Origin of the sequence: Nocardia arizonensis, assembly GCF_001310275.1 — a bacterium.
Taxonomy (GTDB): domain Bacteria; phylum Actinomycetota; class Actinomycetes; order Mycobacteriales; family Mycobacteriaceae; genus Nocardia; species Nocardia arizonensis.
In genome coordinates, this window is the sequence record NZ_LGYZ01000068.1 from 21655 (window position 1) to 44533 (window position 22879).

Below are 22879 nucleotides of genomic sequence, written 5' to 3' on the forward strand. Positions count from 1 at the left end.
ATGACCGGGGCCGCCGTGCAGATTCTCACCCTCACCGAAATCGACGCCGAATTGCGTTTCCGCGCCGAGGAATTCGACCGCATCACCGCCACCCTGCTGGAATTGGACAAGCATCCCGGGCTGCTGCTGATCCGGCGTTTCCCGCCGACCGGCACGACCGAACGGGCCTGGATACCGGTGCGTGAGGCGCTCGAGCTGATGTGGCGCGACCACGGCCGCCTGCGCGCGATCCTGGATTCGGCGCGGACGGTGCGCGGCACACGCGCGCGACTCGACGACGCCGACCGCGCCGAGGTGACCAGGCTGCTGCGCGGGCGACCGCACGAACTCTCGCGCACCGCGATCCCGATGGCCCAGCGCACGCTCACCGGTCCGAGCGAATATGTGCTGATGGTGGGGTTGGCCGATACGGTGGACCGCATGCGCGCCACGTTCGGACCGATCGCGGAATTCCTCGACGCGGTCGACGCGGTGAACACCAGGATCATCTCCGGTCTCGGCCCCGTCCAGGATCGCCTCGACGGTTGCGGTGCCGCGCCCGGCGAACTGCCCGATATCGAGTCCGGTATCGCGGATCTGCTGCGCCGCTCGGCCACCGACCCGCTCGAGCTCACCCCGGACGAGATCGACGCGCGGGTCGCCGAACTCGACGCCGCGCTGCGCCTGCACTCGCAGCGGCTGGCGGAGGCGGCGGCGCTACGCGCGGACTGGCCCGCGGCGGTGGCCGAGACCCGCGCCATGGGGGAGGCGCTGCGCGCGACGGCCGAACGCGCCGCGCGGGCGCGCGCGGAGGTCGAGGCGAAGATCAGCACCGGACCGCTTCCGCCGTCCGAGGACGCCGGTTTCGATCCGATCGCGGCGACGGCCGCGGTGGCCGAGAGTGCGGTGGCCGCGGGTGCGGTGGCCGAGCTGGTCGCGTTGCGGCGGCGGATCGCCGAGGCCGCGCGTCGCGCCGCCGCCGAGGAGGACCTGTATCGGGGTCTGCTGGATCGTCGCACCGAATTGCGCGGGCGGCTGAACGCGTATCGGGCCAAGGCGGCCAGACTGGGCGTGGCCGAGGACGCCGAGGCGCTGGCGGCCGAGGCGCTCGCCGCGGAACTGTTGTCGCGGCGGCCGTGCGACCTGGCGGCGGTGACCCGCGCGGTCGCCGACTACCAGCGTGTCATCGGGGCGAAGTCGGGGAGGAATTCATGATCTGCACCGAACCCGGGTGCGGGGCAACCGTCGAGGACGGCTACTGCACCGTGTGCGGCACCGCACCCGCCGCGGCGACCGGGCGGGCCGGGGTGAGCGCGCAGACCCAGGCCGTCACGCCAACGGTCGAGGGCTCGGCCTGTGCCGAACCCGGCTGCGCGGGAACGATTTCGGACGGCTACTGCGATGTCTGCGGCGCCGCGCCCGCGACGGTCGCGGTCGGGGCACCGACCGCGACCGTCGCGACGCCGAGCGCGAATACGCGCGCCTCGAGCCGGTCGGCGCGCACCGGACGCTCGACCTCGGGTCGGTCCAGCGGACGCGGGCGACTCGGCGCGGGCATGGTCGACGTGCCGAGAGTGCCACGCATCGATCCGCTCTCGGCGATTCTCACCGATCCCGAGGTCGCGGAGTCCAAGCGCTACTGCGGCGCCTGCGAACGTCCCGTCGGCCGCGGCCGCGACGGGCGGCCGGGTCGCGTGGAGGGGTTCTGCCCGCATTGCGGCACCCGCTTCTCTTTCGCGCCGACACTGTCGGCGGGTGACGTGGTGGGTGGACAGTACGAGGTCGCGGGCTGTCTGGCGCACGGCGGTCTCGGCTGGATCTATCTGGCGACCGACCGCAATGTCGGCGATCGCTGGGTCGTGTTGAAGGGCCTGCTCAATTCCGGTGACCGCGACGCCATGGCGGCGGCGGTGGCCGAACGCCGATTCCTGGCCGAGGTCGAACATCCGAGCATCGTCAAGATCTTCAACTTCGTCCAGCACCGGGGGCCCGACGGCGCCGAGGTCGGCTACATCGTCATGGAGTACGTCGGCGGCACCTCCCTCGAGCAGATCCTGCGCGCGCGCCGTGACAGCGCCCGCGGTCCGCTGCCGCCGGCCCAGGCCATCGCCTACGTCCTAGAAATGCTGCCCGCCCTCGGCTATCTGCATTCCCTCGGCCTGGCCTACTGCGATTTCAAACCCGCCAACGTGATGCAGACCGACGAACAGCTCAAACTCATCGACATGGGCGCGGTGATCGCCATGGACGACGGCGACAGCCCGATCTACGGCACCGTCGGCTATCAGGCGCCGGAGATCGCGCGCACCGGACCGACCGTCGCCACCGAGATCTACACCGTCGGGCGCACGCTCGCCGTGCTCATGATGCGGATTCCCGAACGGGACGGGCATTTCGGTCCGCTGCCCGAGCCGAGCGCCGAACCGCTGCTGGCGACCCACGATTCGCTGTACCGGCTGCTCTCGCGTGCCACCGATCCGCGTCCCGACGCGCGTTTCACCTCCACCGAGGAGATGGCCGATCAGTTGACCGGCGTGCTGCGTGAGGTGTTGTCCGCCGAGGACGGCACACCGCGACCGGGGATGTCGGTGCATTTCGGGCCGCCGCGCGGGGTGTTCGGGATCGGCGCGGATACCGGCCCGGCGCAGGTGGTGGCCGCGCTGCCGATACCGTTGGTCGATCCCGCCGACTCCGGTGCGGCGCTGCTGGCGACGGCCGCGGGCACCTCACCGGCCGAACTCGAACCCGTGCTGGAGGCGGGACTGCGCTCGGTGGTGACCGCGGGCGCGGAGTCGGTGGAGATCCCGCTGCGGCTGGTGCGCGCCGCCCTCGACATCGGCGACGCCGAGGACGCCCTGCGCAGACTCGACGCGCTCGATGAGGCATCGGCGGGGGATTGGCGACCGGCCTGGTACCGCGGCCAAGCGCTGCTGCTGCGCGGCGACACCCAGCGCGCCCGCGCCGAATTCGAGGCCGTCTACCACGCGCTGCCCGGCGAGCCCGCACCGAAACTGGCGTTGGCGGCACTCGGCGAGGCCACTTCCGACCCGGACGACGCCGCGTGGGCGACCCGGCTCTACGACACCGTCTGGCGCACCGACCACGGATTCGTCAGCGCCGCATTCGGTCTGGCGCGCCTGCACGGCGCGGCCGGTGCCCGCGACACGGCGGTGGCGGTGCTCGACCAGGTCGACGCGTCCTCGGCGCACTTCGCCGAGGCACAGGTCACGGCCGTGGAGGCGATGCTGGCGCGCCGCGCGGTCGGTGAACTGGACGAGCAGGTGCTGCGCGCGGCGGCAGATCGCGTGACGCGACTGCGCCTGGACGACAGACGCCGTTGCGCCGAGATCCGCAAGCGCGTGCTGGAGGCGGCACTGACCTGGCTGACCGCGGGCGGCCGTCCGGCGGGTCAGCGCCCGCTGCTCGGCGTCGACTTCGATCCGGTGGGCGTGCGCACCGGCCTGGAACGGTGTTACCGCGATCTCGCGCGCGAGGCCGCCGATCCCTGGACCCGCATCGAGCTGGTCGACCGCGCCAATGCCGTTCGCCCGAGGACGACGCTGTGACCGACCCGACCGACCCGACGGTGCCCGCCGCACCGGCCGCCGCCCCCGACGATCCGACCCTGGAGTTCGGCCCGCCGCCCTGGCTGCGCCGCCGTGGCGGGGTGCCCATCCCGCGGCCCGCCGCGAACCCCAAGATCCCCATACCTGCCCGGTCCCCCGAAAGCGCCGACGTGAATCCGACCGTGACCATCGACACAGCCACCGCCGATCGGCGGATCACGGCCACGATCCGCTGTCCGGGCTGCTCCTACGAGGTCGACGCCGCCGACCGCTTCTGTGAATCCTGCGGCCGCGAACTCGGGGCGCGCCGGGTCGCGCTGCCGACGGGCGAACCATTGCCCGACGCGCGCTGCGACGGCTGCGACGGCACGGCCTTCGACGCCGACGGATACTGCGAGGGCTGTGGCGGGCTGCGTCCTGAGCCGGACCGGTTCGAGGCCGATCTCGGCACGGTCTGCCTGGTCACCGACCGGGGTATCGCCCACGCGCGCAACGAGGACGCGGTGGCCGCGGCGGTGCTGGACGAGGGCGACGGCGCGTCGACGACGGTGATCGTGGTCAGCGACGGCGTATCGACCTCGGAGGATCCGCAGGCGGCCTCGGGCGCGGCGTGCCGGGCGGGTGTCGAGGCGTGCGTGGCGGCGCTGCGCGAGGGACGCGACGCGGCGGCGGCCTCCTTCGCGGGTCTGGCGGCGGCGGCGCAGGCGGTGCGCGAGGTCGCGGTCGTCGCGGGGCAGGCGCCCTCGTGCACCTACGTCTCGGCGATCGTGCGCGGATACGGAACCCACGGCGTCGAGATCACCGTCGCCAATGTCGGTGACTCGCGCGCGTATTGGCTGCGCGGCGAGGTGTCCTCGGGCACCCGGGCACTCGCCTCGCAGCGTCTCACCGTCGACGACTCCTACGCCCAGGCCCTCGTCGACGCGGGCGCGATGGACGAACGGTCGGCGATGAACGATCCGCGCGCGCACACCCTGTTGCGGTGGCTCGGTGCGGATTCGGGACCCGAGCCGTGGTCGGACAGCTGCGTGCGGACCTTCCGCACCGGCGGACCCGGCCTGCTGCTGCTGTGCACGGACGGACTGTGGAACTACCGGCCCGATCCCGCCGGCCTGGCCGGTCTGGCCGTCGACGCCGAGACCGCGGTCGCGGCGCGCGCACTGGTGGATTTCGCGATGTGCAGCGGCGGCAACGACAACATCACCGTCGCGCTCGCCCCCGTGCCCGCCCCCGACCAGCCAGGAGAACAACTGTGAGTTCCGTTGCCGACAAAGGTGTTTCGGTCGCCGTCGACCAGAACGAATATCTGGCCGAGGGCGCGGGCACCGTCGACGCCGTGATCACCGTCGCCCCCGGCGCCGCGTTCGTCGCGGCCGAACAACCGCCGGAGCGGGTGGAGATCCTCATCATCGACTGCTCCGGGTCGATGGGCACCGGCCGGAAATTCGACGGCGCGCGCAATGCCACCCTGGCCGCACTGGACGTGCTGCCCGACGGCACCCGTTTCGCCATCGTCGCCGGGACGTCGCTGGCGAAACTGATCTACCCGACCGACGTGCCGTCGGTTCCGGCGAATCCCGCCACCCGCGCGCAGGCGCGCCGCCATCTCGACGCGCTGCGCCCCACCGGCGGCACCGCGATGGGCACCTGGCTGGGGTTGGCGCGGCAGCTCTCGCGCAAACACGACGGCGCGATGGTGCATGCCATCCTGCTCACCGACGGCAAGAACGAACACGAGCAGCCCGAGACGCTGGCCGCGGAGATCGCTCGATCCGAGGGCGCGTTCACCTGCGACTGCCGTGGCGTCGGCACCGACTGGCGGGTCGAGGAACTGCGCTCGATCGCCTCGGCGCTGCACGGCAGCGTCGACATCGTCGCCGATCCCGACCGCTTGGCCGAGGATTTCGCCGCTATGGCGCAGTCATCGATGGCCAAGGCGATCCCGGAGCTGACCTTGCGGGTGTGGACGCCGGCGGGCGCGAGCGTGCGGTTCGTCAAACAGGTGGCGCCCGCCATCGAGGATCTGACCGGCCGCCGCCGCGAGACCGGCGCGCAGGTCGGGGAGTATCCGCTGGGCGCGTGGGGCGACGAGGAACGCGACTATCACCTCCAGGTGCAGCTGGAACCGGCCGCGCCGGGACGGGAGAAGCTGGCCGCGCGGGTGAGTGTGGTCGCGGCAGGCGAGGTCGTCGGGCAGGGGCTGGTGCGCGCGCTGTGGACCACCGAGACCGGGCTGTCGGCACGGATCAGTCGCCGGGTCGCGCACTACACCGGGCAGGCGGAACTGGCGCAGGCGGTGCAGGACGGGCTGGCCGCCCGCGATGCCGGTGACGTGGAAACGGCCACCGCGAAATTGCGGCGCGCGGTGGAACTGGCGGCGGAGTCGGGCAACGAGGGCACCGCGAAGCTGTTGCGCGGCGTGGTGGAGGTCGACGAACGGGACGGAACGGTGCGGTTGCGCAAGTCGGTGGCCGCCGCGGACGCCATGGCCCTGGACGCGCGCTCGACCAAGACGAAACGGGTTCGGAGCTGAGACATGCTGGTATGCCCGGACGGACACCGGTCGCTGTCGACCGACTACTGCGATGTGTGCGGCTCGCCGTTGCGGCAGGCTGCCGCGTCGCCCGTGACGCCGCAGTCGCCGTGTCCGGCCTGCGGACAGCCGAGCGGCGGCCGGTTCTGCGAGGCGTGCGGCCACGATTCGGCACTGGGCGCGGTCCAGCCGCGAAGTGCCGCGCACGCGACCCTCGTGACATCGGTTCCCGCCGCGACCCAGGCGCGCCATGTGATCTGGATCGCCGCCATCGCCGCCGACCGCGGCTACTACGACCGCGTCCTGGCCCGCGAAGGACCCGACGCCGACGGCGTCGAATTCCCGTCCTTCGTGCCCGAGCGCCGGATCGTGTTGCGCGGCAACGAGATCCTGATCGGCAAACGCAGTGTCTCCCAGGGCGTGCACCCGGATATCGATCTGGGTCTCGCCCCCGCCGACGCGGGCGTCTCGCGCTCCCATGCCATGTTGCGGTTGACCGCGACCGAACTCACGATCACCGATCTCGGATCGACCAACGGCACCAGCCTCAACGGCGGCGACGACCTCATCCCGGCGCACACCGCCGTTCGCCTGCGCAGCGGCGACCGCATCCACCTGGGCGCCTGGACCACCATCACCCTGTCCACCGAACCGGGGTGAGGGCTCGGCGGTCAGCCCGCGTCGGCGAGCAGGGCGGCCTCGCGCGGCACGCGCTCGAGCTGACGTTCGCAGGCCGCGATCACCTCGGACGCGGTGATCGACAGCAGTCCGGGATCCGGCTCGGCGGCGTTCGTGTCACCGCAGCGCCCGGACCACAGCACCACGTGTACGCCGCGTTCGGGCGGCGGACCGGCGCGATCGGGGGCGACCGGGCCGAAGATCAGCACCGAGCGGGTGCCGAAGGCGGTGGCCAGATGACCGACACCGGTGTCGCCGCCGATCAGCAGCACCGCACCCGCCACGGTGGCCGCCAACTGCTCCACGGTGAGTTCACCGGCCGCGACGCAGGACCGCGGCAGTCCGGCGGTGTCGGCGACATGGCGGGCGAGACCGACCTCGGTGGCGTAACCGGTGATCAGCACGGGATGGCCGGATTCGGCGAGATGGGCGGCCACACGCGCGAACCGGTCGGCGGGCCACCGCCGCGCCGGGTGTGCGCCGGGGTGGATGACGACGGCGCCGCGCTCGGCGAGCGCCCCCGCGGGCGGGCTGAGCGCGAAATCGGTGGGGTCGGCGGGGATTCCGGCCGATTCGAGCAGTCGGCACCATCGCACGGTCTCGTGCGCGTGCACCGGCCAGATCGGGCCGCGTAGGCGCGGGAATTGCGGATGGCGGTAGCTGATCAGCTGTTCGGCGCCGGTGTCGAGCAGGTCGGCGATGCTGTCGGGACCCGCGCCGTGCAGGTTGATGGCGGACGTGGGCGGCGGCGCGTTCCAACGCAGATCGCCGATCATGGGTGTGGCGTGCAATTCGTCCACACAGCCGGTCAGATCGACGATCGGCCGCAGACGGCCCGGCGCGGCCAGCACCAGGCGGTGATGCGGCCGGGCCGCGCGGACCGCGCGCAGGGCGGGCACCGCGGTGAGCAGTCCGCCGAGCCCGCGCGCCCGCAGCACCAGGGTGACCGCCGGGGCGCGCGCGGTCATCGTGGGATCACTATCCCGGTCAGGTCCGCGTCGCGGATGGGGGTGTCGGGGTTGGCCTGCGCCGAGCACATGACCTGGATCGCCGCCATGGACGCGTCCACGACCTGCGGACTCGGAGAATCGCCCGTGCGCCCGTCCTGTTCCAGGAATTTGGTGACGGTGACCCGCCGCTCGTCCTGGTCCTGGCCGAGGTAGTCGCTGCACTTGGTGTCGCCGCCCTGGTTCAGCGCTTTCTCGGCTTCCTCGCAGCCCGCGGTGAGAAGGGCCGCCACAGCCGCGGCGGCGAGGATCAACGTGCTCGGTTTCATCGAAAACTCCTGATACTGATAATGTTTCGGACGCGCGCGTCCGGGCCGTTGCCCGGTCTCGGCGCCCGCGACGCGGGACCGAGAGGATCGGCGGGGATCGGCTTCCGCTACCGCGACGCATACCCGGTCGCGGCCGCGGCAATCGCCCGACCGCGTATCGGCGCGAGACCTCCTCAGTGCCCGCGGTCGTCGAACAGGGTGTCGTCCTGCACCTTGCGCAGCCGCCGGTGCTCGGCCCACAGCAGAAGCCCGCCCCCGATCAGGCACACCGCGGCCACGATGCCGCCGATCACCGCCCAGCCCTCATAGCCGTAGCCTGCGGCGGTCAGTGTCGCGGCGACCGCGACGATGCCGAGGGCCGCGAGCACGATGCCCGGCCAGTTGCGGGTGTCCTCGATGGCCTCGCCCGCATGGGTGCGGGTCGTCCGGTTGTGGTCGGGAAAGTTCTCCTCGGTCACGATGCCCTCCTCGATTGCCTGCGGCTGTCCGATTCGCTCTGTCCGGCGCCATACCCGCGCTCGCGAACCGCAATCACCTCCGCACGCCACGGACACGCCCGTGCCGCGGTCGCCCAGGGGAGCGACCGCGGCACGGGACGCCGGACTACTTGTTCCAGATGGCGGCGACGAAGGTCTGGCCCTTCACCGAGTAGCGGTGCTGGTGGACCAGCCGGTAGCCCTCGGCGGCGAGCTGGGCGGAGGTGGCGTCGAATGCCTGCACGGTGATGTCGTGGCGGGCCTGCCAGGCGCGCCCGTCGTTGCGCTCCCAGATGCCGACGAAGCGGGAGGTTCCGTCGACCTCGTAGCCGCGCACCAGTGTCAGGCGGTAGCCACCGGCGACGAGCTTGTCGAACTCGGACTGATAGGTCCCCGAGTCCAGGCCGTGGCGGGCCTGCCAGGCGCGCCCGTCGTTGCGCACCCAGGTGCTGCTGTAGCGGGGGTCGTTGCCGCCGGTGACCTGGATGTCGGTGATTCGGTAACCCTGGGCGACCAGGCTGTCGAATTCGGCCTGATGCTGTGCGCCGGTCAGGTTCTGCCGGGTGAGCGTGGCCGCGGGTGCGGTGGCGCTCTGGGCGAAGGTGACCGTCCAGTGGCGGCGGTTGCCCTGGTAGATCACCGAGACGCCGACATCGGTCAGCGCGCCGTCGAGGATGATCGCGCGGTGTCCGGGCGAGTTCGACCAGAACTTCATGGCGTCGGCGGGTTCGACGTCGGTGCCGTAGAAGTTGATCTCGGCGATCTTGGGCGCGTTGCTCGGCACGCCGCACTGGGCGAAGCGGGTCTTGACGTCACGGCCGAGGGTGTCGACGTGATCGGCGGGCGAGCTGCCGCGCGCGGCGCTGTCGTTGCCCGCCCATTCGGCCGGACGCGCCATCACGTCGGTGTGGGTGAGCGGCGCGAGTCCGTTGTCGGCGCGCATCGTGTTGATCGCGTCGAAGACCGTGGTCTCCTCGCCGCGCAGGGCGAGCGCGGCCGGGTCCACATCGCAGTTGGTGTAAGGCGCGGCCGACGCCGCGGGCGCGACGGCGACGGCGGCGCCGACGACGAGGGCGAGGAGTGCGGTGGTGGTGGTGGTGCGGATCTTCATCGGTGTTCCCCTGTGTGCGGTGTCGGGTGGGTTGCACACAGGGTCCGACCGGTGACCAACGAGCTGCCAAGCACTCACCAACGGCCCACGTCGGCGCGGGTCAACGCGCCGACGCGACAGCGCCACCGTGTTCGGGGACCGTCCGACGGTAGGCGTGCAGGGTCGCCGCCGCCACCCGGTCCCAGCTGTAGCCGCTGCGCGCGCGATCCTCGGCGGCCGCACCCCAGGTCTCGCGCAGGATCGGGTCGTCGAGCAACTGGCGCACCGCCCGCGCGACCTCGTGCGGGTCGGAGGAGTCGAGCAGCCGCCCGGTCACCCCGTCGACGACGGTGTCACGCAAGCCGCCCACGGCGGTGGCCACCACCGGTCTACGGCAGGACATCGCCTCGAGCGGCACCAGCGCAAGCGGCTCGTACCAGGGGGTGCACAGCACCACATCGGCCGACCGGTACAGACGCGCCATGCCGACGTGCGACACCGGCCCGAGCACCCGCAATCGCTCCTGCACGCCGTGTTCGACAGCGATACGCCGCAGCCGTCTGCCCTCGCCGTCGTCGTCCACGTCGTCGCCGACCGCGCCGCCCGCGATCACCAATTCGGTATCGGGAAGCTCCGCCAGCGCCCGAACGCCGACGTCGAATCCCTTGCGCCGCAACAACCGTCCCACACCGACGAGCCGATGCCTTGCGCCGCGCGCGGGCGCGCCGCCGGAGGCGCCGAACGCGTCGGGATCGACGCCCGCGGGCACCACCGAGGTTCGGAAGCGCGGCACGCCCATGCGCACCAGTTCGGCGGCCTCGTCGGAGCATCCGGCCAGCACATGCGCCGCACGCAGCGCGATGAGCCGTTCGAAGCGGATACGCGAACGCGGACTGGTGTCGGCGAGCCCGTTGTGGCGCCGCGCGATCGTGCCGAGTCCGTGGAAGGACACGATCACCGGCAGCCGATGCGCGCGGGCGGCCAGTTCGGCCGCCAACGCCGACATCCAGTAGTGGGCGTGCACCAGATCGGCGGGGTGGGCCGCCCAGTGCCGTTGCAGGAACGTGCCGAATTCGCCGAGATGCGGCAGTACCCGGTCGCGGGTCAGCGGCGCCGCCGGTCCCGCGGGCACGTGCACCACCAGATACCCCTCGCGGGTCACGACCTCGGTCCTGACGTGCGGGTCGTCGCGGCGGGTGTAGACGGTGACCTGGTGTCCGGCCCGCACGAGTGCCGCCGACAGCGCCGCGACGTGGACGTTTCGTCCGCTCGCCGAGGAACCTCCGGGTTCGGCGAGCGGGCCCGCGTGCGCGGAAACCATCGCGATCTTCACGGCTGACTCCGTTCTGTTGCGGCCCGTCCCGAGCCGTTTCCCGGCATTGTGGCGGATATGCCCGGGCCCGCTGTGACGCAAACACCCCCGGCGCCGGAGACCGGTTGCGCGGTTTCGGGGTGGATGGGCTGGGTACGCGGCGGGCAGAGCACGATGCCGCGGTCACCGATGCTCGGCCGCTTCTTCCGCGGCGTCTCTCCCCGCGGCCCGAGACAAGGTGGTGATGGGCACATGCGGGAGCCGGTATCGCATTCCTCGACGACGGCGGTGCGTGTGCCCGCCCGGATCGATCAGCTGATCATGGTGCGCGCGCTGGCCGAAACGATCTCCCTCATCGCCGATTTCGCTCTCGACGAGGTCACCGACATTCGTCTGGCGCTGGACGAGGTGGCCACCTCGCTTGTGCTCGACGCCGCACCCGACACCTGCCTGTACTGCGATTTCACCTACGACGAGTGCCAGATGCGCGTGCACGTGGCCGCGGTCGCGGCCTCGGACACGGTCTCGGCGCAGGCGGGACTCGGCCACCACATCGTGCGGACGCTCACCGAGTCGGTCACCGTGACACGGTCGGCCTTCGACCCCGCCGCGGGCGGCTATCCGACGGTGATCGAGTTCAACCGGGTCCGTGCCGTCACCGCCGACCAGCCCCGGTGACGGCACGGACCCGTGTCCACTCAGACCGGCTGCGGCGGTCGCGGATCAATCGGGCCCGGTCCCGGTACCGGCGGCAGCGGATCGGGATCGGGCGTGGGTCCGGGCACCGGCGGCAGCGGATCCGGCGGTGCGGGCCGGGCGGGGTCCGGCGGTGGGTCGGGGGCGGGCACCGGCGGAATCGGGCTCGGATTCGGTTGCGGGGGAACCGGATCCGGGTCGGGTCCGGGCGGAACGGGATCGGGTGGACTCGGGATCGGCGCCACCGGATCCGAGCCGGTGACGCGACTGCGCATAGCCGTCATCGACAGCGAGTACCCGATCGCCGAAGGGCAAACCGATGGTTCCGTGGGAGTTCGTCCGCGTTTGTCGGTGCGATCGAGCGGGTATGCCACACCCAACCGGATATCCGTCGTTCAGGGCTCAGGAGGGTCGTCATGAACTATCAGCGACGACCGAGCACCCGTAATCCGAATCCCGGACCGGGCCGCTCACGGTCGCTGCCCACCAGCCAGGACCAGAATGCGCCAGGTGAGAGACATCAGGTGATCGAACGCGCGCCGCGCACGGTGCAGACCCACGTCACGCGCAATCACGAGGTGATCCGGCGCTGGGCCGAGCAGCGCGGCGCCCGCCCGGCCACCATGCCCGGCAGCGAGTACGACGGTCACCTCGGTGTGCTGCGCTTCGATTTTCCCGGCTACGGGGGCGCGGTGCTGCGCCCGGTGGACTGGGAGGAATGGTTCGCCACCTTCGACGCGCGACGGCTCGAGTTCCGCTATCAGGATCGCCGCGCCGACGGCAGCCAGAGCAATTTCAACCGCTTGGAAAGCCCCGTCGACCCCGCCTGAGCGGGCCGACCGGATTTGCCGAACCGCCGCCCCCGCGGCCTCACCGCGGGGGCGGCGGCGCGCTGTCACCTCGCGCACGTCGTTGACCTGCGAAGGTAGGTGACGTTTACCGCAAGGCGGGTCGGGTAATCGGGATGTTGGCAAGTAGCTGGAAGGCGGATTGTCGCGTCGGTCAGGGGAACGCGATGTTCCGCACCGGGTCGCGCGTCTGCGTGTCTGCAAGGGATAGAGGGCTCGAGTGCGCAGCGAGGTGCGGTCATGACGGTCAACCTGATGATCGTGGACGACGACCCCGAGGTTCGTGGCGCTCTGCGTGAGGCCATGGAGGACGAAGGTTACGACGTCAGCGAGGCCGCCAAGGGGGAAGCGGCATTGTCCCGGTTGCGCAGCGACCGCGTTCCCGACGTCATGATCGTCGAATTGATGCTCGGCGATATGGACGGTTTCGACTGTATTCGAGAAATTCGCCGCGATCACGACGTACCCATAATCGTCGTCAGTTCACGTGACGATACCCACGATGTCGTGGCGGCGCTGGAAGCGGGCGCCGACGACTACGTCACGAAACCGTTCGAAATCAAGGAAATATCCGCGCGAATGCGCGCTTTGCGTCGCCGCGCACGGCTCACGGCCGACCGGGAATCGGCGGCACGAGAACTCGTACTGGAGACCGACGGGAATGCCCCGCTGATTCTCGATCGCGACGGCGGCGCGATCCGCCGCGGCGACGAGGAAATTCGTCTGACCATCACCGAATTCCGGCTGCTGTGCGAACTCGCGGAGACCCCGGGACGGGTCCTCTCACGCGCCGTACTACTCGAACGGGTATGGGACGAGGGATTTTTCGGTGACGAGCGCATCGTCGACGTCCATATGCGACGACTGCGCACCAAGATCGAACGCGACCCGTCCCAACCCAACCTGGTGGTCACCGTGCGCGGACTCGGCTATCGACTGGATATCCAAAGATAGTTTCCCATTCAATCGGCCACCAAACGTCGAACAGGTCACAAAAAATGCGCTCGGGCCTGCGATGGTGATCTGTTCGTAAAACAACCGCAAAGAGTTCGACCAGTTCACCTCAATGTAACCGGGCAAATCTGGATGAGTACTGCAAGACCCGACCGGGGAGTTGTATGTCAACGCCAACTTTGTCCACGGAAACGAGCGGTTCGGCTCGACCGGAATCCGATCGGCACGTCACAGCGGTGCTGCGGCCCCCTCGGGTCGGAGACGGCGCCCACCTGTGGCGGATCGCCAAGGATTCGCAGGTGCTCGATGTGAATTCGAGCTACGCCTACCTGCTGTGGTGCCGCGATTTCGCGAGCACCTCGCTGGTCGCCGAGGTGGACGGCCGGGTGGTGGGTTTCGTCATCGGCTATCTGCGGCCCGAAAGACCGGACACGGTCTTCGTCTGGCAGGTGGCGGTCGACCGCGGCCAACGCGGCCGCGGCACCGGCGCCGCCCTGATCCAGCGCTTGCTCGACACCGTCGCCGAACACGGCGTGACCGCGCTCGAGACGACGGTCTCACCCGACAACCCCGCATCGATCGCGATGTTCGCCTCGGTCGCCCGCAGGCGCGGCGCCGCGATGACACGTGAACCACTGTTCGACACCGGTGCGTTCCCCGATCGACACGCCGCAGAAGACCTCTATCGAATCGCACCGAAAGTTCAGGAGGAACTCCGATGATCAACGCCGACACCACCGTGTTCGACGAGTTGGAATCGAATGTGCGTGGGTATTGCCGGGCCTGGCCCACGGTGTTCACCACCGCCAAGGGCAGCTGGCTGCGCGACGAGGAGGGCAAGGACTACCTCGACTTCTTCGCCGGCGCGGGCGCGCTCAACTACGGGCACAACAATCCCGTGCTCAAACAACCACTGCTCGACTACATCGCCGGCGACGGCATCACCCACGGCCTCGACATGTCCACCGCCGCCAAACGCCGCCTGCTCGAGACCCTGCGCGACACCGTCCTCACCCCGCGCGGACTCGACTACAAGGTCCAGTTCCCGGGCCCGACCGGCGCGAACGCCGTCGAGGCCGCGCTGAAACTGGCGCGCAAGATCACCGGCCGCGAAACCGTACTCAGCTTCACCAACGCCTTCCACGGCATGACGCTGGGCGCACTGTCGGTCACCGGCAACGCCGCCAAACGCGCGGGCGCCGGTGTGCCGCTGGTGCACGCCGCGCACATGCCCTACGACGGCTACTTCGACAACACCACCGCCGACTTCCAGTGGATGGAACGCGTCCTGGACGACACCTCCTCCGGCTTCGACCGTCCCGCCGCGGTCATCGTGGAGACGGTCCAGGGCGAAGGCGGGGTCAACGTGGCCCGCGCGGAGTGGCTGCGCCACCTCGCCGACCTGTGCGCCGAGCGCGAGATCCTGCTCATCGTCGACGACGTGCAGATGGGTTGCGGCCGCACCGGACCGTTCTTCTCCTTCGAGATCGCGGGCATCACCCCCGATATCGTGACCCTGTCGAAGTCCATCGGCGGCTACGGCCTGCCCATGGCGCTTGTGCTGTTCAAACCGGAACTCGACCAGTGGTCGCCCGGCGAACACAACGGCACCTTCCGCGGCAACAACCCCGCCTTCGTCACCGCGCACGCCGCGTTGCAGCACTACTGGGCCGACGACACCCTCCAGAAGGCGACCATGACCAAGGGCGAGCGCATCGCGACCGTGCTCGGCGCGGCCGCGAGCCACTTCCCCGGCATCAGCGTCCGCGGCCGCGGCCTCGTGCAGGGCATCGCCTTCGAGGATCCGTCGCAGGCGGGCAAGGTCTGCCAGGTCGCCTTCGAGCGCGGTCTGCTGGTGGAGACCTCCGGCTCGAGCGACGAGGTGGTCAAACTGCTGCCGCCGCTGACCATCACCGACGAGGAGATCGACCGGGGACTGCAAGTACTGACCGGCGCCATCGACACCGTGTGCACCGGCTGGGGCCGCCTGCACCACCGCGGCACCGCGAACGGAGGCGAACGCGCATGATAGTTCGCACCACGGCCGAGATCACCGACACCGACCGCGACGTCGCGGGCAAGGGATGGCGCAGCAAACGCATCGTGCTCGGCGGCGACGGCGTCGGCTTCTCCTTCCACGAGACCACCATCGACGCGGGCAGCGAGCACCTTTTCCACTACCGCAACCACGTGGAGGCGGTATGGCTGGTAGAGGGCGAGGGCACCCTCCACGACCTCGACAACGATGTCACCTACACGCTCGCGCCCGGCTCGATGTATCTGCTCGACGGCCACGAACGGCACCGCCTCGTCGCCCGCACCCGGATGCGGATGATGTGCGTGTTCAATCCCCCGGTCACCGGGCAGGAGGTCCACGACAGCGACGGCGTCTACCCGCTGATCGCCGCCCAGGCCGGGTGATGCGATGGTGACCCACCACCTTCCCGACCTGTCCGACCGCTATCCCACCCGCACCGGGGAACCCGGTCGGCGCACCCCGCGCACCGACCCCACGGTGTGGGGCACGGTGCGACATCCCGCGCTGGCCGCATTCGACGCCGACGGCTTCGCGGCCGTGGAGGATCTGCTGACTCCCTCCGAGGTCGCCGACTTCGGTGCGGAGATCGGGCGACTGGCAACCGATCCCGAACTGGCCGAGGACGATCGCGTCATCGTGGAGAAGACCTCCCGGCGGGTACGGTCGATCTTCGAGGTGCACCGGCTCAGCGCCGCGGTCGCGGATCTGGTGCGCGAGAACCGAATCGCCGGCCTGGCCCGCCAGGTGCTCGGCTCGCCGGTGTACCTGCACCAGACCCGGATCAACTACATGCCGGGTTTCCGCGGCGGTGGCTTCTACTGGCACTCCGATTTCGAAACCTGGCACGCCGAGGACGGGATGCCGTCCCCGCGCGCGGTGAGTCTGTCGATCGCGCTGACCGACAACTATCCGGTCAACGGCAGCCTGATGGTGATGCCAGGATCGCACCGCACCTTCGTGGGATGCCCGGGCAGCACTCCGGCCGAGCACTACCGGGAGTCGTTGCAGGAGCAGGAGATCGGTGTGCCGAGCCAGGCCGACATCGCCGAACTGGCCAATCGGCACGGCATCGTGCAATTCACCGGCCGCGCCGGTTCGGCACTGCTGTTCGATTCGAACATCATGCACGGCTCGTCCAACAACATCACCCCGTTCCCACGCTCGAACATCTTCCTGGTGTTCAACAGCGTGGAGAACACCCTCGTCGAGCCGTACGCGGCGCCCGCGCCGCGACCCACCTACATCGCGGCTCGCGACTTCACCCCGGTGTAGCACGCGTCCGCTGTCCTTCGACATCGAATTCCACCGCCTCGGCACGGACCTTCGAGAACCGGGAGTGGGGCTTTCGGCCCTGTCGCCGTGTTCGGTGCGTGCCGCAGGCTGGGGCGGTGATCAATGCGTCGCAGGCCGCGGTGTTCGCGCGGCTCGAACTCGATGAGCAGGCAGTCGAACTGATGGTGGCGAGACTCGGAGCGGAATTTCGTGGCACGGTCTCACGGCCGTCGATACGAATAGTGGTCCGTGGTTGCCTCGACGAGCTCGCGGGCAGCCCGCTCGGGGCGCTGCCCGAACTCGGCGAGCGACTGGCCCGACAGCGCCTGGTCGACACGCTCACCTCCGATGGAGGCGGGTCACTGGGCACCGAATCCGAGGACGATCGCCCCTGCCGCCGGGGACTGGTTCGCCTCGAAACTGTAACGACGGCAGGCATTCGCCTGGGCGATCCGACCACAGCAGGGAGTCACGGATGAAGGTCGAAGAGATACTGGCCGGCGCGAGAGATGCGGTGACCGCCGAGCGGGTGTACTCCGAACCCGTCGAGCACGACGGCCTCACGGTGATCACCGCCGCCGCGGTGTCCGGTGGCGCGGGCGGCGGGAGCAGCAACGACAAGGAGGGCCAAGGCGGCGCGGGCGCGGGGTTCGGGCTCGGCGGCAGGCCGGTGGGCGCGTACGTGATCAAGGACGGCCGCGCGCGGTGGCAGCCCGCCCTCGACGTGAACCGGCTGATCACCGTGGCAGGCTGCGTCGCGGTCGCCACGGTGTTGGCGGCCGCGGGCATTGTCAGGAAGGTGCTCGACCGATAGGAGGACATTCTCCGAGCGCCGGTCGCCTGCCTCGGGCAGACTGCTTCGCGTGGATGTGGATTCGGTGGAACGGCTGTCGACTTCGCCACCGCCGAGCACTACATGATGTGGCGCAAGGCCATGCTGTTCGACGATGCCGCCACCGCCGAGCGGGTACTGGCCGCGGGTCATTCGAAACAGGCCAAGGATCTCGGCCGCGAGGTGCGCGATTTCGACGAGACCGTATGGAACAGGAACCGTTTCGAGATCGTGGTTGCCGGCAATACCGCCAAGTTCGACCAGCATCCCGACCTGGGCGACTATCTGCGGCACACCGGTGGGCGGGTACTCGTGGAAGCCGGTCCGGTGGACCGGGTCTGGGGCATCGGACTTGCCGCCGACGATCCTCGGGTCGAGGATCCCGCGCGTTGGCGGGGTCTGAACCTGCTCGGCTTCGCCCTCGTGCGGGCCAGGTCGGCGCCGGCGTCGCGCTAGCCTTCGGGTGGCCGCGCCGAGCGCCCGGCCTCCTCGGCCGCGCGGGTGCGCCACAGTTGAGCTTCGGCGTGGTTGCCCTGCCGGTCGAGCAATTCCGACAGTCCGGCCATCGCGCGCGCCTCGCCGAGTTCGGCGGCGGTGCGCCACCAGTGTTCGGCGCCCGCGAAATCACCGCGTCGGTAGCGGACGACGCCCAGATCATAGGCGGCGGGGGAGTGCCCGGCGGCCGATGCCTGCGCCCACAGCCCGCACGCCTGTTCCTCCTCGCCCATTTTGTACATCTCGACGCCGAGATCGTAGAGGGCGTTGCGATATCCCGGGTCGGGTCCGGCGTGGCGCTGCTGCTGCTCCGGTCCGGTGCCGGGCACGGGCAGATCGGCCGCTGGTGGTCGCGCGGGCACCGGATCGGCGGGCGGAGGGCGCACGTCCGCGAGACGATATTGTTCGGTCGCCTCGAGATCGGGGGAGTTCGAGGTCGCCACGGACTCCGGTGATCCGTCCGCTTCCGGCGGCGGAATCTCGCGGGCGGGACGCAGCGGTGCGGGCGTGGTCAACAGAGCGACCACGAGATTGGCGAAATTGGGCGGCCCCTCACCGATACTGCACCACAGGGCGATTCGCCCGTCGGGCACATCCTCGACGAGGATGCCGTAGTTGCCGGTCCAGGATTTCTGCACGCCGAGCGCGTCCACCCAGACCGGAGTGAGCGTGAAGAGGGCTTCCGGTCCGGTGGGAGTCAGTTCGAAGGTGACACCGCTGTAGAGCGCGTCGCTCCAGACGTCGACGCCGCCGAGGCGCCTGCCCTCGAGGTCGATGTAGCCGTCGACCATCGACAGTCCGATGCCCTGGCCGCGCAGCCCCGCGGGCGGAGCCGCCGACAGCAGGGCCATGGTCAGCAGTTTCGGTTCCCGACCCAGCGGTTCGGTGTACATCGGGTAGATCATGCTGCCGTTCCAGCGGATCGGTTCGGCCGAGGTGTAACGGGCGGCGAGTGGTTGGTTTTCGGCCGCATTCCGGGCAAATCTGCGCGAATACGGCTCGTTCATCGGTCGCGTCCCACCTTTCCGCGATGCTCATCGCCATCGGATGCCCTGTTCGGCGGGTTCAACCTACTCGCCGTCGCACGAGTCGGCGCACCAATGGGTCACCTAGTCCCAGGGCCATCCAGGACTGTTATGAAAGTGAGTTGTTCGCTTGTTCGGGACGCGATCACGCCCGTTCGGGCAGGGCACACACCATCCCCTCTGCCATCCCCATCGGCCGCACACCGAGCCCCTGATTGAGTCGCGCCCGCTGGTTCTCCCATGCGACGGCCGTCGCCAGTTCCGCCAACTGCGCCCTGGACAGCCGCGTGAGCAGTCGCGCGCGCAGGGGTTCGACGTCCACCGCGGGCGTGGCGGACATGGCCTCGGCGAAGGCGATCACCGCCTTCTCGAGTTCCGAATAGGCCGTGCTGGTGCGGTACGGGATACGTCGAGGTGCCCGGCGGGTACTACCCCGAAAGCAGCCGCGTGCCGCCGCTCGAACCGACGCCGGGTCAACCGCAACAACACCCGCTCCGGAACTCTCGCCCTGGACAGCAGTTCGGCCGCCGCGGGCGCGGGCAGGCCGTGAAATGCCCACGGCAGCATCGTGCACACCATGCGCAGCGAATACGACCGCCCGATCGCGCGCTCGATCCGCGCATACTCCTCGGGCGTCACCACCCGCTGCACCAGCGGCAACGCCTCGCGCTCCTCATGGGCCGTGTGGTCGGCGAGAATGCGCCCGAGCGCCGCGAGCCGCGCCCGGATCCGACCGGCGCCCTCGTCGTCCGGCCGCGCGAGCACATCGACGAACCCGGAATCGCATCCGGCGACCGCGGGCCCGATCTCGGCGTGTTCGCGCTCCATGGCGGCGATGACACCGCGATCGGCGTCGGTGCCGCGATCGGCGACCGCGATCGACAGCGCGGGCCAGTAGTGCTCGTCCTCGACGGCGTGATGGTGGTGCAGCAACTCGGCGAACAGTGCCCAGTAGTCCGCGAGCGCCCGCCAGGCGCCGGTGTCGGCCGGGGGAGTGAGCGCGGCGGCCGATATCAGATCGGCGATATCGCGGCGCAGCGCGAAGTGCATGATGTACATGCCGGTGTGGTCGATGGGTCCGTCGGCGACACATGCTTGGCCCGGCAGGCTGACCTGGGCGGCGTGACGGGTCGGGGTCTCGTGCATTGTCACTCCTCATCGATACGGGGGATTCGGGATTCGGTCCGTAGCCAGCGCCACGCGAGCGCGCCGACCCAGAGTTGGAAAGCGAGCGTGCTCACGGCCAGCGCCGGGAACAGCCCGGAGTGCACGAGCGTCGCGCTTCCCGCGAGACTCGCGCCAAGCACCACCACGCCCGTGCGCCGCAACCATCGCTCGCCGGGCACCGACTGCGTGCTGAGCACGATCGCCCCGATGAACAGCGCACGCGGCATCGCCGACAAGGCGAGGGCGAACGGTGCCACCGCATCCCACCCAGCCAGGATTCGCGCATCCGCACCGGTGTCCGCGGTCTCGAGCGCGACATCGTGCAGCATGCCCGCCAACGGCCAGAGCAGCGCTACCAGCGTGCCCGAGGCGACCGCCACCGTGGCCGTCGCACCGGACCGGTCACCGTCGCGCAACCGCGCACCGACCACGCCGAGAAATCCGAGCAGCAGCATCCCCGAGACCATCAGGGCGAAGTTGCCGACCCGATAGAACTGCTGCGCGTCGAGTACAGCCACACCGCGTTCGAGCGGCGCGGTGCTCGGTGATCCCCCTTTCGGCAGCACGAGTACCGCCATCGCCGCCACCACCGCGAGCTGACAGGCCGCAAAGGCGACCCCGCACCGCGCGCTCTGACGCAGCGGCGCGGCCGCGCGATCTCCGCGGACGGATCCGGTATCGAGATATGTTGTGTGCATGGGCTTTTCCTGCAGGTCGGGCTGTCGATTCCGATGCTCGAAGACTAGAAACCGCCGCCTGTCCGACACATCGACCGATGGGCGGGCGCCCTCTCGGCGTACGGGCTGATCACCCGCTCATCCCGTGGGATGACGACGATCGCCCCTGCACTCCCTTACCCTCGCTGGGTGACCCCGGCCGAACGACTGCGCACCACATGGCAGGATGCGGTGGCGGCTGTCGTCCTCGTCGCGGCCGGACTGGTCCAAACCGCGGTGTTCCCCATCGCGCCGCGCGGTATCGGCGAGCTCTACGTCCTCGCTTCGACGCTCCCGCTGGCCTGGCGCCGCACCTACCCGGTCACCTCGGCGCTGATCTCCGCACCGGCCTGGCTCATCCCGCTCGACGGCTTCCCGGTCCTCGGATTCGTCACGGTGATCCTCCAGTTCTATGCCCTGGGGGCATGGGGACGGCCCGGTGTCGCGGTGACCGCGGTGACCGTCTGGGCGTCGGCCGCGGCCGTGATCGGCACCCTGCTGGGTCCGGAGGAGCCGGTGGCGGCGATCGGTGCGGTGCTGGTCGTCGCCGCGCCGGTGATCGCGGGCCGGATCGTCGCCCGTCTGCGCCGTCAGAATGCCGAGATCCGCGCTTTGACCAACGAGTTGCGTTACGAACGCGCCCGCGCCGAGGAGGCCGCCGTCGCCGCCGAACGAACCCGCATCGCCCGGGAACTCCACGATGTCGTCGGCCACGAACTGACCCTCATCGCCATCCAGGCCGAAGCCGCCGCCTCGGCCCTGAAACTGGCACCCGACAAGGCCACCGCACCGGTCGAAGCGATCCGCACGACCGCCCACCACACCCTGACCAGCATCCGCCAGGCCCTCGACGTCCTGGCCCCACTGCCCGACGGGGACATCCCGGGCGACCCCGACCTGGTCACCGTGGCCGACAACGCCCGCTCGGTCGGCATCCCGAACACTCTCACCGTCACCGGCACACCACCGCCCGAACGCGGCACCACACTGTCCGCCGTCAACCGCATCCTGCGCGAATGCCTCACCAACGCGGGCAAACACGCACCCGGCGAGCGGGTCGACATCACCATCGACTGGTCCGCCGGCCGAGTCACCCTGCACTCGACCAACCCCGCCGCCTGCCCCGACCGACCGTGCCCCGGCCGAGGACTGACCGGCATGCGACACCGCGCCGAACTACTCGGCGGTACGTTTGAAACCCACACGGACCGAGGCCGTTTCGACATCACGGTGACCATCCCGTTCGAAACCAGGCTCCGATGACGCGAGTCCTGCTGGTCGACGACCAGGACCTCGTCCGCCAGGGTCTGCGCACCATCCTCGAACTCGGCGGCATCGACGTGGCCGGTGAAGTGTCCGACGGCGCCGCCGCCGTGACGGCCGCCACCTCCTTGCACCCCGACGTCGTCCTGATGGACCTGCGCATGCCCGGCGTGGACGGCATCGAGGCGACCCGCCGAATCCTCGCCCTGCGCCCCGAAATCCGCATCCTGGCCTTGACCACCTTCGACCATGACCAACACGTCGTCGACGCCCTGCGCGCGGGCGCCTGCGGTTTCCTCCTCAAGGACGTCACCGCCGACGGTCTCATCACCGCCGTCACCCGTGCCGCCGCGGGCGAACCCGTCGTCTCCCCGGCCGTTCTGTCTCGACTGATGACCCATTTCTCCACCCGGCCACCGACCCCCGCCCACCTACCACCCGGCTTGGCCGACCTCAGCGCCCGCGAATCCGAAATCCTCGCCCTCATAGGCGCGGGCCGCACCAACACCGAGATAGCCGAAGAACTGTTCATCACAATGGCCACGGTCAAAACCCATGTCCGTCATATCTTCGCCAAACTCGATCTCAGGGACCGAGCTCACGCTGTGCTGGCGGCCCGGGACGCGGGCCTCGAGCCGCCGCGACGGTGATGACATCGCCGGC

27 protein-coding genes are annotated in these 22879 nt (G+C 70.1%); 17 read left to right on the plus strand and 10 right to left on the minus strand.

Going from position 1 to position 22879, the window contains the following annotated elements:
- The 5 genes from APZ21_RS13660 to APZ21_RS13680 are packed head-to-tail and all read left to right on the plus strand — an operon-like array spanning position 1 to position 6738.
- Complete coding sequence (locus APZ21_RS13660; RefSeq protein WP_054813674.1) at positions 1-1194, plus strand: hypothetical protein; 1194 nt, start codon at positions 1-3, stop codon at positions 1192-1194.
- The gene (locus APZ21_RS13665) at positions 1191-3545 is read left to right on the plus strand and encodes a serine/threonine-protein kinase (protein ID WP_054813675.1); all 2355 of its coding nucleotides are present in this window, start codon (positions 1191-1193) and stop codon (positions 3543-3545) included. The genes APZ21_RS13660 and APZ21_RS13665 overlap by 4 nt, the downstream gene beginning before the upstream one ends.
- Positions 3542-4801: a serine/threonine-protein phosphatase gene (locus APZ21_RS13670; protein WP_054813676.1), complete on the plus strand. Its 1260-nt coding sequence runs from the start codon at positions 3542-3544 to the stop codon at positions 4799-4801. Before APZ21_RS13665 ends, APZ21_RS13670 begins: the two co-directional genes overlap by 4 nt.
- Positions 4798-6078: a VWA domain-containing protein gene (locus APZ21_RS13675; protein ID WP_054813677.1), complete on the plus strand. Its 1281-nt coding sequence runs from the start codon at positions 4798-4800 to the stop codon at positions 6076-6078. Before APZ21_RS13670 ends, APZ21_RS13675 begins: the two co-directional genes overlap by 4 nt.
- Before the next feature lie 3 nt (positions 6079-6081).
- Positions 6082-6738, plus strand: a complete 657-nt coding sequence (locus APZ21_RS13680) for an FHA domain-containing protein (RefSeq protein WP_054813678.1) — start codon at positions 6082-6084, stop codon at positions 6736-6738.
- 11 nt (positions 6739-6749) lie between these two features.
- Here APZ21_RS13680 and APZ21_RS13685 read toward each other — a convergent pair whose 3' ends face one another.
- The 5 genes from APZ21_RS13685 to APZ21_RS13705 all read right to left on the minus strand — a co-directional run bounded on the left by APZ21_RS13685 (position 6750) and on the right by APZ21_RS13705 (position 10931).
- Positions 6750-7724, minus strand: coding sequence for a glycosyltransferase family 9 protein (locus APZ21_RS13685; protein WP_054813679.1), 975 nt, complete (start codon positions 7722-7724; stop codon positions 6750-6752).
- Positions 7721-8032 carry a hypothetical protein gene (locus APZ21_RS13690; protein WP_054813680.1) on the minus strand — a complete coding sequence of 104 codons (312 nt, stop codon included), beginning with the start codon at positions 8030-8032 and terminating at the stop codon, positions 7721-7723. The genes APZ21_RS13685 and APZ21_RS13690 overlap by 4 nt, the downstream gene beginning before the upstream one ends.
- 173 nt (positions 8033-8205) lie before the next feature.
- The gene (locus tag APZ21_RS13695) at positions 8206-8490 is read right to left on the minus strand and encodes a hypothetical protein (protein ID WP_239476617.1); all 285 of its coding nucleotides are present in this window, start codon (positions 8488-8490) and stop codon (positions 8206-8208) included.
- Positions 8491-8635: 145 nt separating this feature from the next.
- Positions 8636-9619 (minus strand): CAP domain-containing protein, encoded by a 984-nt coding sequence (locus tag APZ21_RS13700; protein ID WP_054813681.1) that lies wholly within the window; start codon positions 9617-9619, stop codon positions 8636-8638.
- Between the two features lie 100 nt (positions 9620-9719).
- Positions 9720-10931 (minus strand): glycosyltransferase, encoded by a 1212-nt coding sequence (locus APZ21_RS13705; protein ID WP_054813682.1) that lies wholly within the window; start codon positions 10929-10931, stop codon positions 9720-9722.
- Between the two features lie 231 nt (positions 10932-11162).
- Between APZ21_RS13705 and APZ21_RS13710 the strand changes: the two genes are divergently transcribed.
- On the plus strand, positions 11163-11588 hold the full coding sequence (locus tag APZ21_RS13710) for an anti-sigma factor (protein WP_054813683.1): 426 nt from the start codon (positions 11163-11165) through the stop codon (positions 11586-11588).
- A 20-nt stretch (positions 11589-11608) separates the two neighbouring features.
- On the opposite strand, the gene APZ21_RS13715 is transcribed toward APZ21_RS13710, so the two are convergent.
- The gene (locus tag APZ21_RS13715) at positions 11609-11890 is read right to left on the minus strand and encodes a hypothetical protein (RefSeq protein ID WP_176580239.1); all 282 of its coding nucleotides are present in this window, start codon (positions 11888-11890) and stop codon (positions 11609-11611) included.
- A gap of 132 nt (positions 11891-12022) precedes the next feature.
- Between APZ21_RS13715 and APZ21_RS13720 the strand changes: the two genes are divergently transcribed.
- The 9 genes from APZ21_RS13720 to APZ21_RS13760 all read left to right on the plus strand — a co-directional run bounded on the left by APZ21_RS13720 (position 12023) and on the right by APZ21_RS13760 (position 18006).
- The gene (locus APZ21_RS13720) at positions 12023-12436 is read left to right on the plus strand and encodes a hypothetical protein (protein ID WP_054813685.1); all 414 of its coding nucleotides are present in this window, start codon (positions 12023-12025) and stop codon (positions 12434-12436) included.
- A 258-nt stretch (positions 12437-12694) separates the two neighbouring features.
- A complete protein-coding gene (locus APZ21_RS13725; protein WP_054813686.1) occupies positions 12695-13408 on the plus strand; it encodes a response regulator transcription factor in 714 nt (237 codons plus the stop codon).
- Positions 13409-13572: 164 nt separating this feature from the next.
- Positions 13573-14130 (plus strand): diaminobutyrate acetyltransferase, encoded by a 558-nt coding sequence (gene ectA / locus APZ21_RS13730; protein ID WP_082393080.1) that lies wholly within the window; start codon positions 13573-13575, stop codon positions 14128-14130.
- Complete coding sequence (ectB, locus tag APZ21_RS13735; RefSeq protein WP_054813688.1) at positions 14127-15437, plus strand: diaminobutyrate--2-oxoglutarate transaminase; 1311 nt, start codon at positions 14127-14129, stop codon at positions 15435-15437. Before ectA ends, ectB begins: the two co-directional genes overlap by 4 nt.
- Positions 15434-15829 carry an ectoine synthase gene (locus tag APZ21_RS13740; RefSeq protein WP_054813689.1) on the plus strand — a complete coding sequence of 132 codons (396 nt, stop codon included), beginning with the start codon at positions 15434-15436 and terminating at the stop codon, positions 15827-15829. The genes ectB and APZ21_RS13740 overlap by 4 nt, the downstream gene beginning before the upstream one ends.
- Before the next feature lie 4 nt (positions 15830-15833).
- A complete protein-coding gene (thpD, locus tag APZ21_RS13745; protein WP_054813690.1) occupies positions 15834-16718 on the plus strand; it encodes an ectoine hydroxylase in 885 nt (294 codons plus the stop codon).
- Positions 16719-16834: 116 nt separating this feature from the next.
- Positions 16835-17197, plus strand: coding sequence for a hypothetical protein (locus APZ21_RS13750; protein WP_054813691.1), 363 nt, complete (start codon positions 16835-16837; stop codon positions 17195-17197).
- A complete protein-coding gene (locus tag APZ21_RS13755; protein WP_054813692.1) occupies positions 17194-17532 on the plus strand; it encodes a sporulation protein in 339 nt (112 codons plus the stop codon). The genes APZ21_RS13750 and APZ21_RS13755 overlap by 4 nt, the downstream gene beginning before the upstream one ends.
- Positions 17533-17634: 102 nt before the next feature.
- The gene (locus APZ21_RS13760; RefSeq protein ID WP_082393081.1) at positions 17635-18006 is read left to right on the plus strand and encodes an NADAR family protein; all 372 of its coding nucleotides are present in this window, start codon (positions 17635-17637) and stop codon (positions 18004-18006) included.
- Here APZ21_RS13760 and APZ21_RS13765 read toward each other — a convergent pair.
- The 4 genes from APZ21_RS13765 to APZ21_RS13780 all read right to left on the minus strand — a co-directional run bounded on the left by APZ21_RS13765 (position 18003) and on the right by APZ21_RS13780 (position 20935).
- Positions 18003-19052, minus strand: coding sequence for a tetratricopeptide repeat protein (locus APZ21_RS13765; RefSeq protein WP_054813693.1), 1050 nt, complete (start codon positions 19050-19052; stop codon positions 18003-18005). The two genes, APZ21_RS13760 and APZ21_RS13765, sit on opposite strands and share 4 nt — an antisense overlap.
- 163 nt (positions 19053-19215) lie before the next feature.
- Positions 19216-19431 carry a carboxymuconolactone decarboxylase family protein gene (locus APZ21_RS13770; protein ID WP_371852361.1) on the minus strand — a complete coding sequence of 72 codons (216 nt, stop codon included), beginning with the start codon at positions 19429-19431 and terminating at the stop codon, positions 19216-19218.
- Complete coding sequence (locus APZ21_RS32965) at positions 19428-20216, minus strand: hemerythrin domain-containing protein (protein WP_082393082.1); 789 nt, start codon at positions 20214-20216, stop codon at positions 19428-19430. Before APZ21_RS32965 ends, APZ21_RS13770 begins: the two co-directional genes overlap by 4 nt.
- A gap of 2 nt (positions 20217-20218) precedes the next feature.
- Positions 20219-20935: a hypothetical protein gene (locus APZ21_RS13780; protein WP_054813695.1), complete on the minus strand. Its 717-nt coding sequence runs from the start codon at positions 20933-20935 to the stop codon at positions 20219-20221.
- Between the two features lie 168 nt (positions 20936-21103).
- Here APZ21_RS13780 and APZ21_RS13785 point away from each other — a divergent pair, with 168 nt between their 5' ends.
- Both APZ21_RS13785 and APZ21_RS13790 read left to right on the plus strand, forming a co-directional pair.
- Positions 21104-22216 (plus strand): sensor histidine kinase, encoded by a 1113-nt coding sequence (locus APZ21_RS13785; protein WP_054813696.1) that lies wholly within the window; start codon positions 21104-21106, stop codon positions 22214-22216.
- Positions 22213-22866 carry a response regulator gene (locus APZ21_RS13790; RefSeq protein ID WP_054813697.1) on the plus strand — a complete coding sequence of 218 codons (654 nt, stop codon included), beginning with the start codon at positions 22213-22215 and terminating at the stop codon, positions 22864-22866. The genes APZ21_RS13785 and APZ21_RS13790 overlap by 4 nt, the downstream gene beginning before the upstream one ends.
- Positions 22867-22879: the final 13 nt, after the last annotated feature.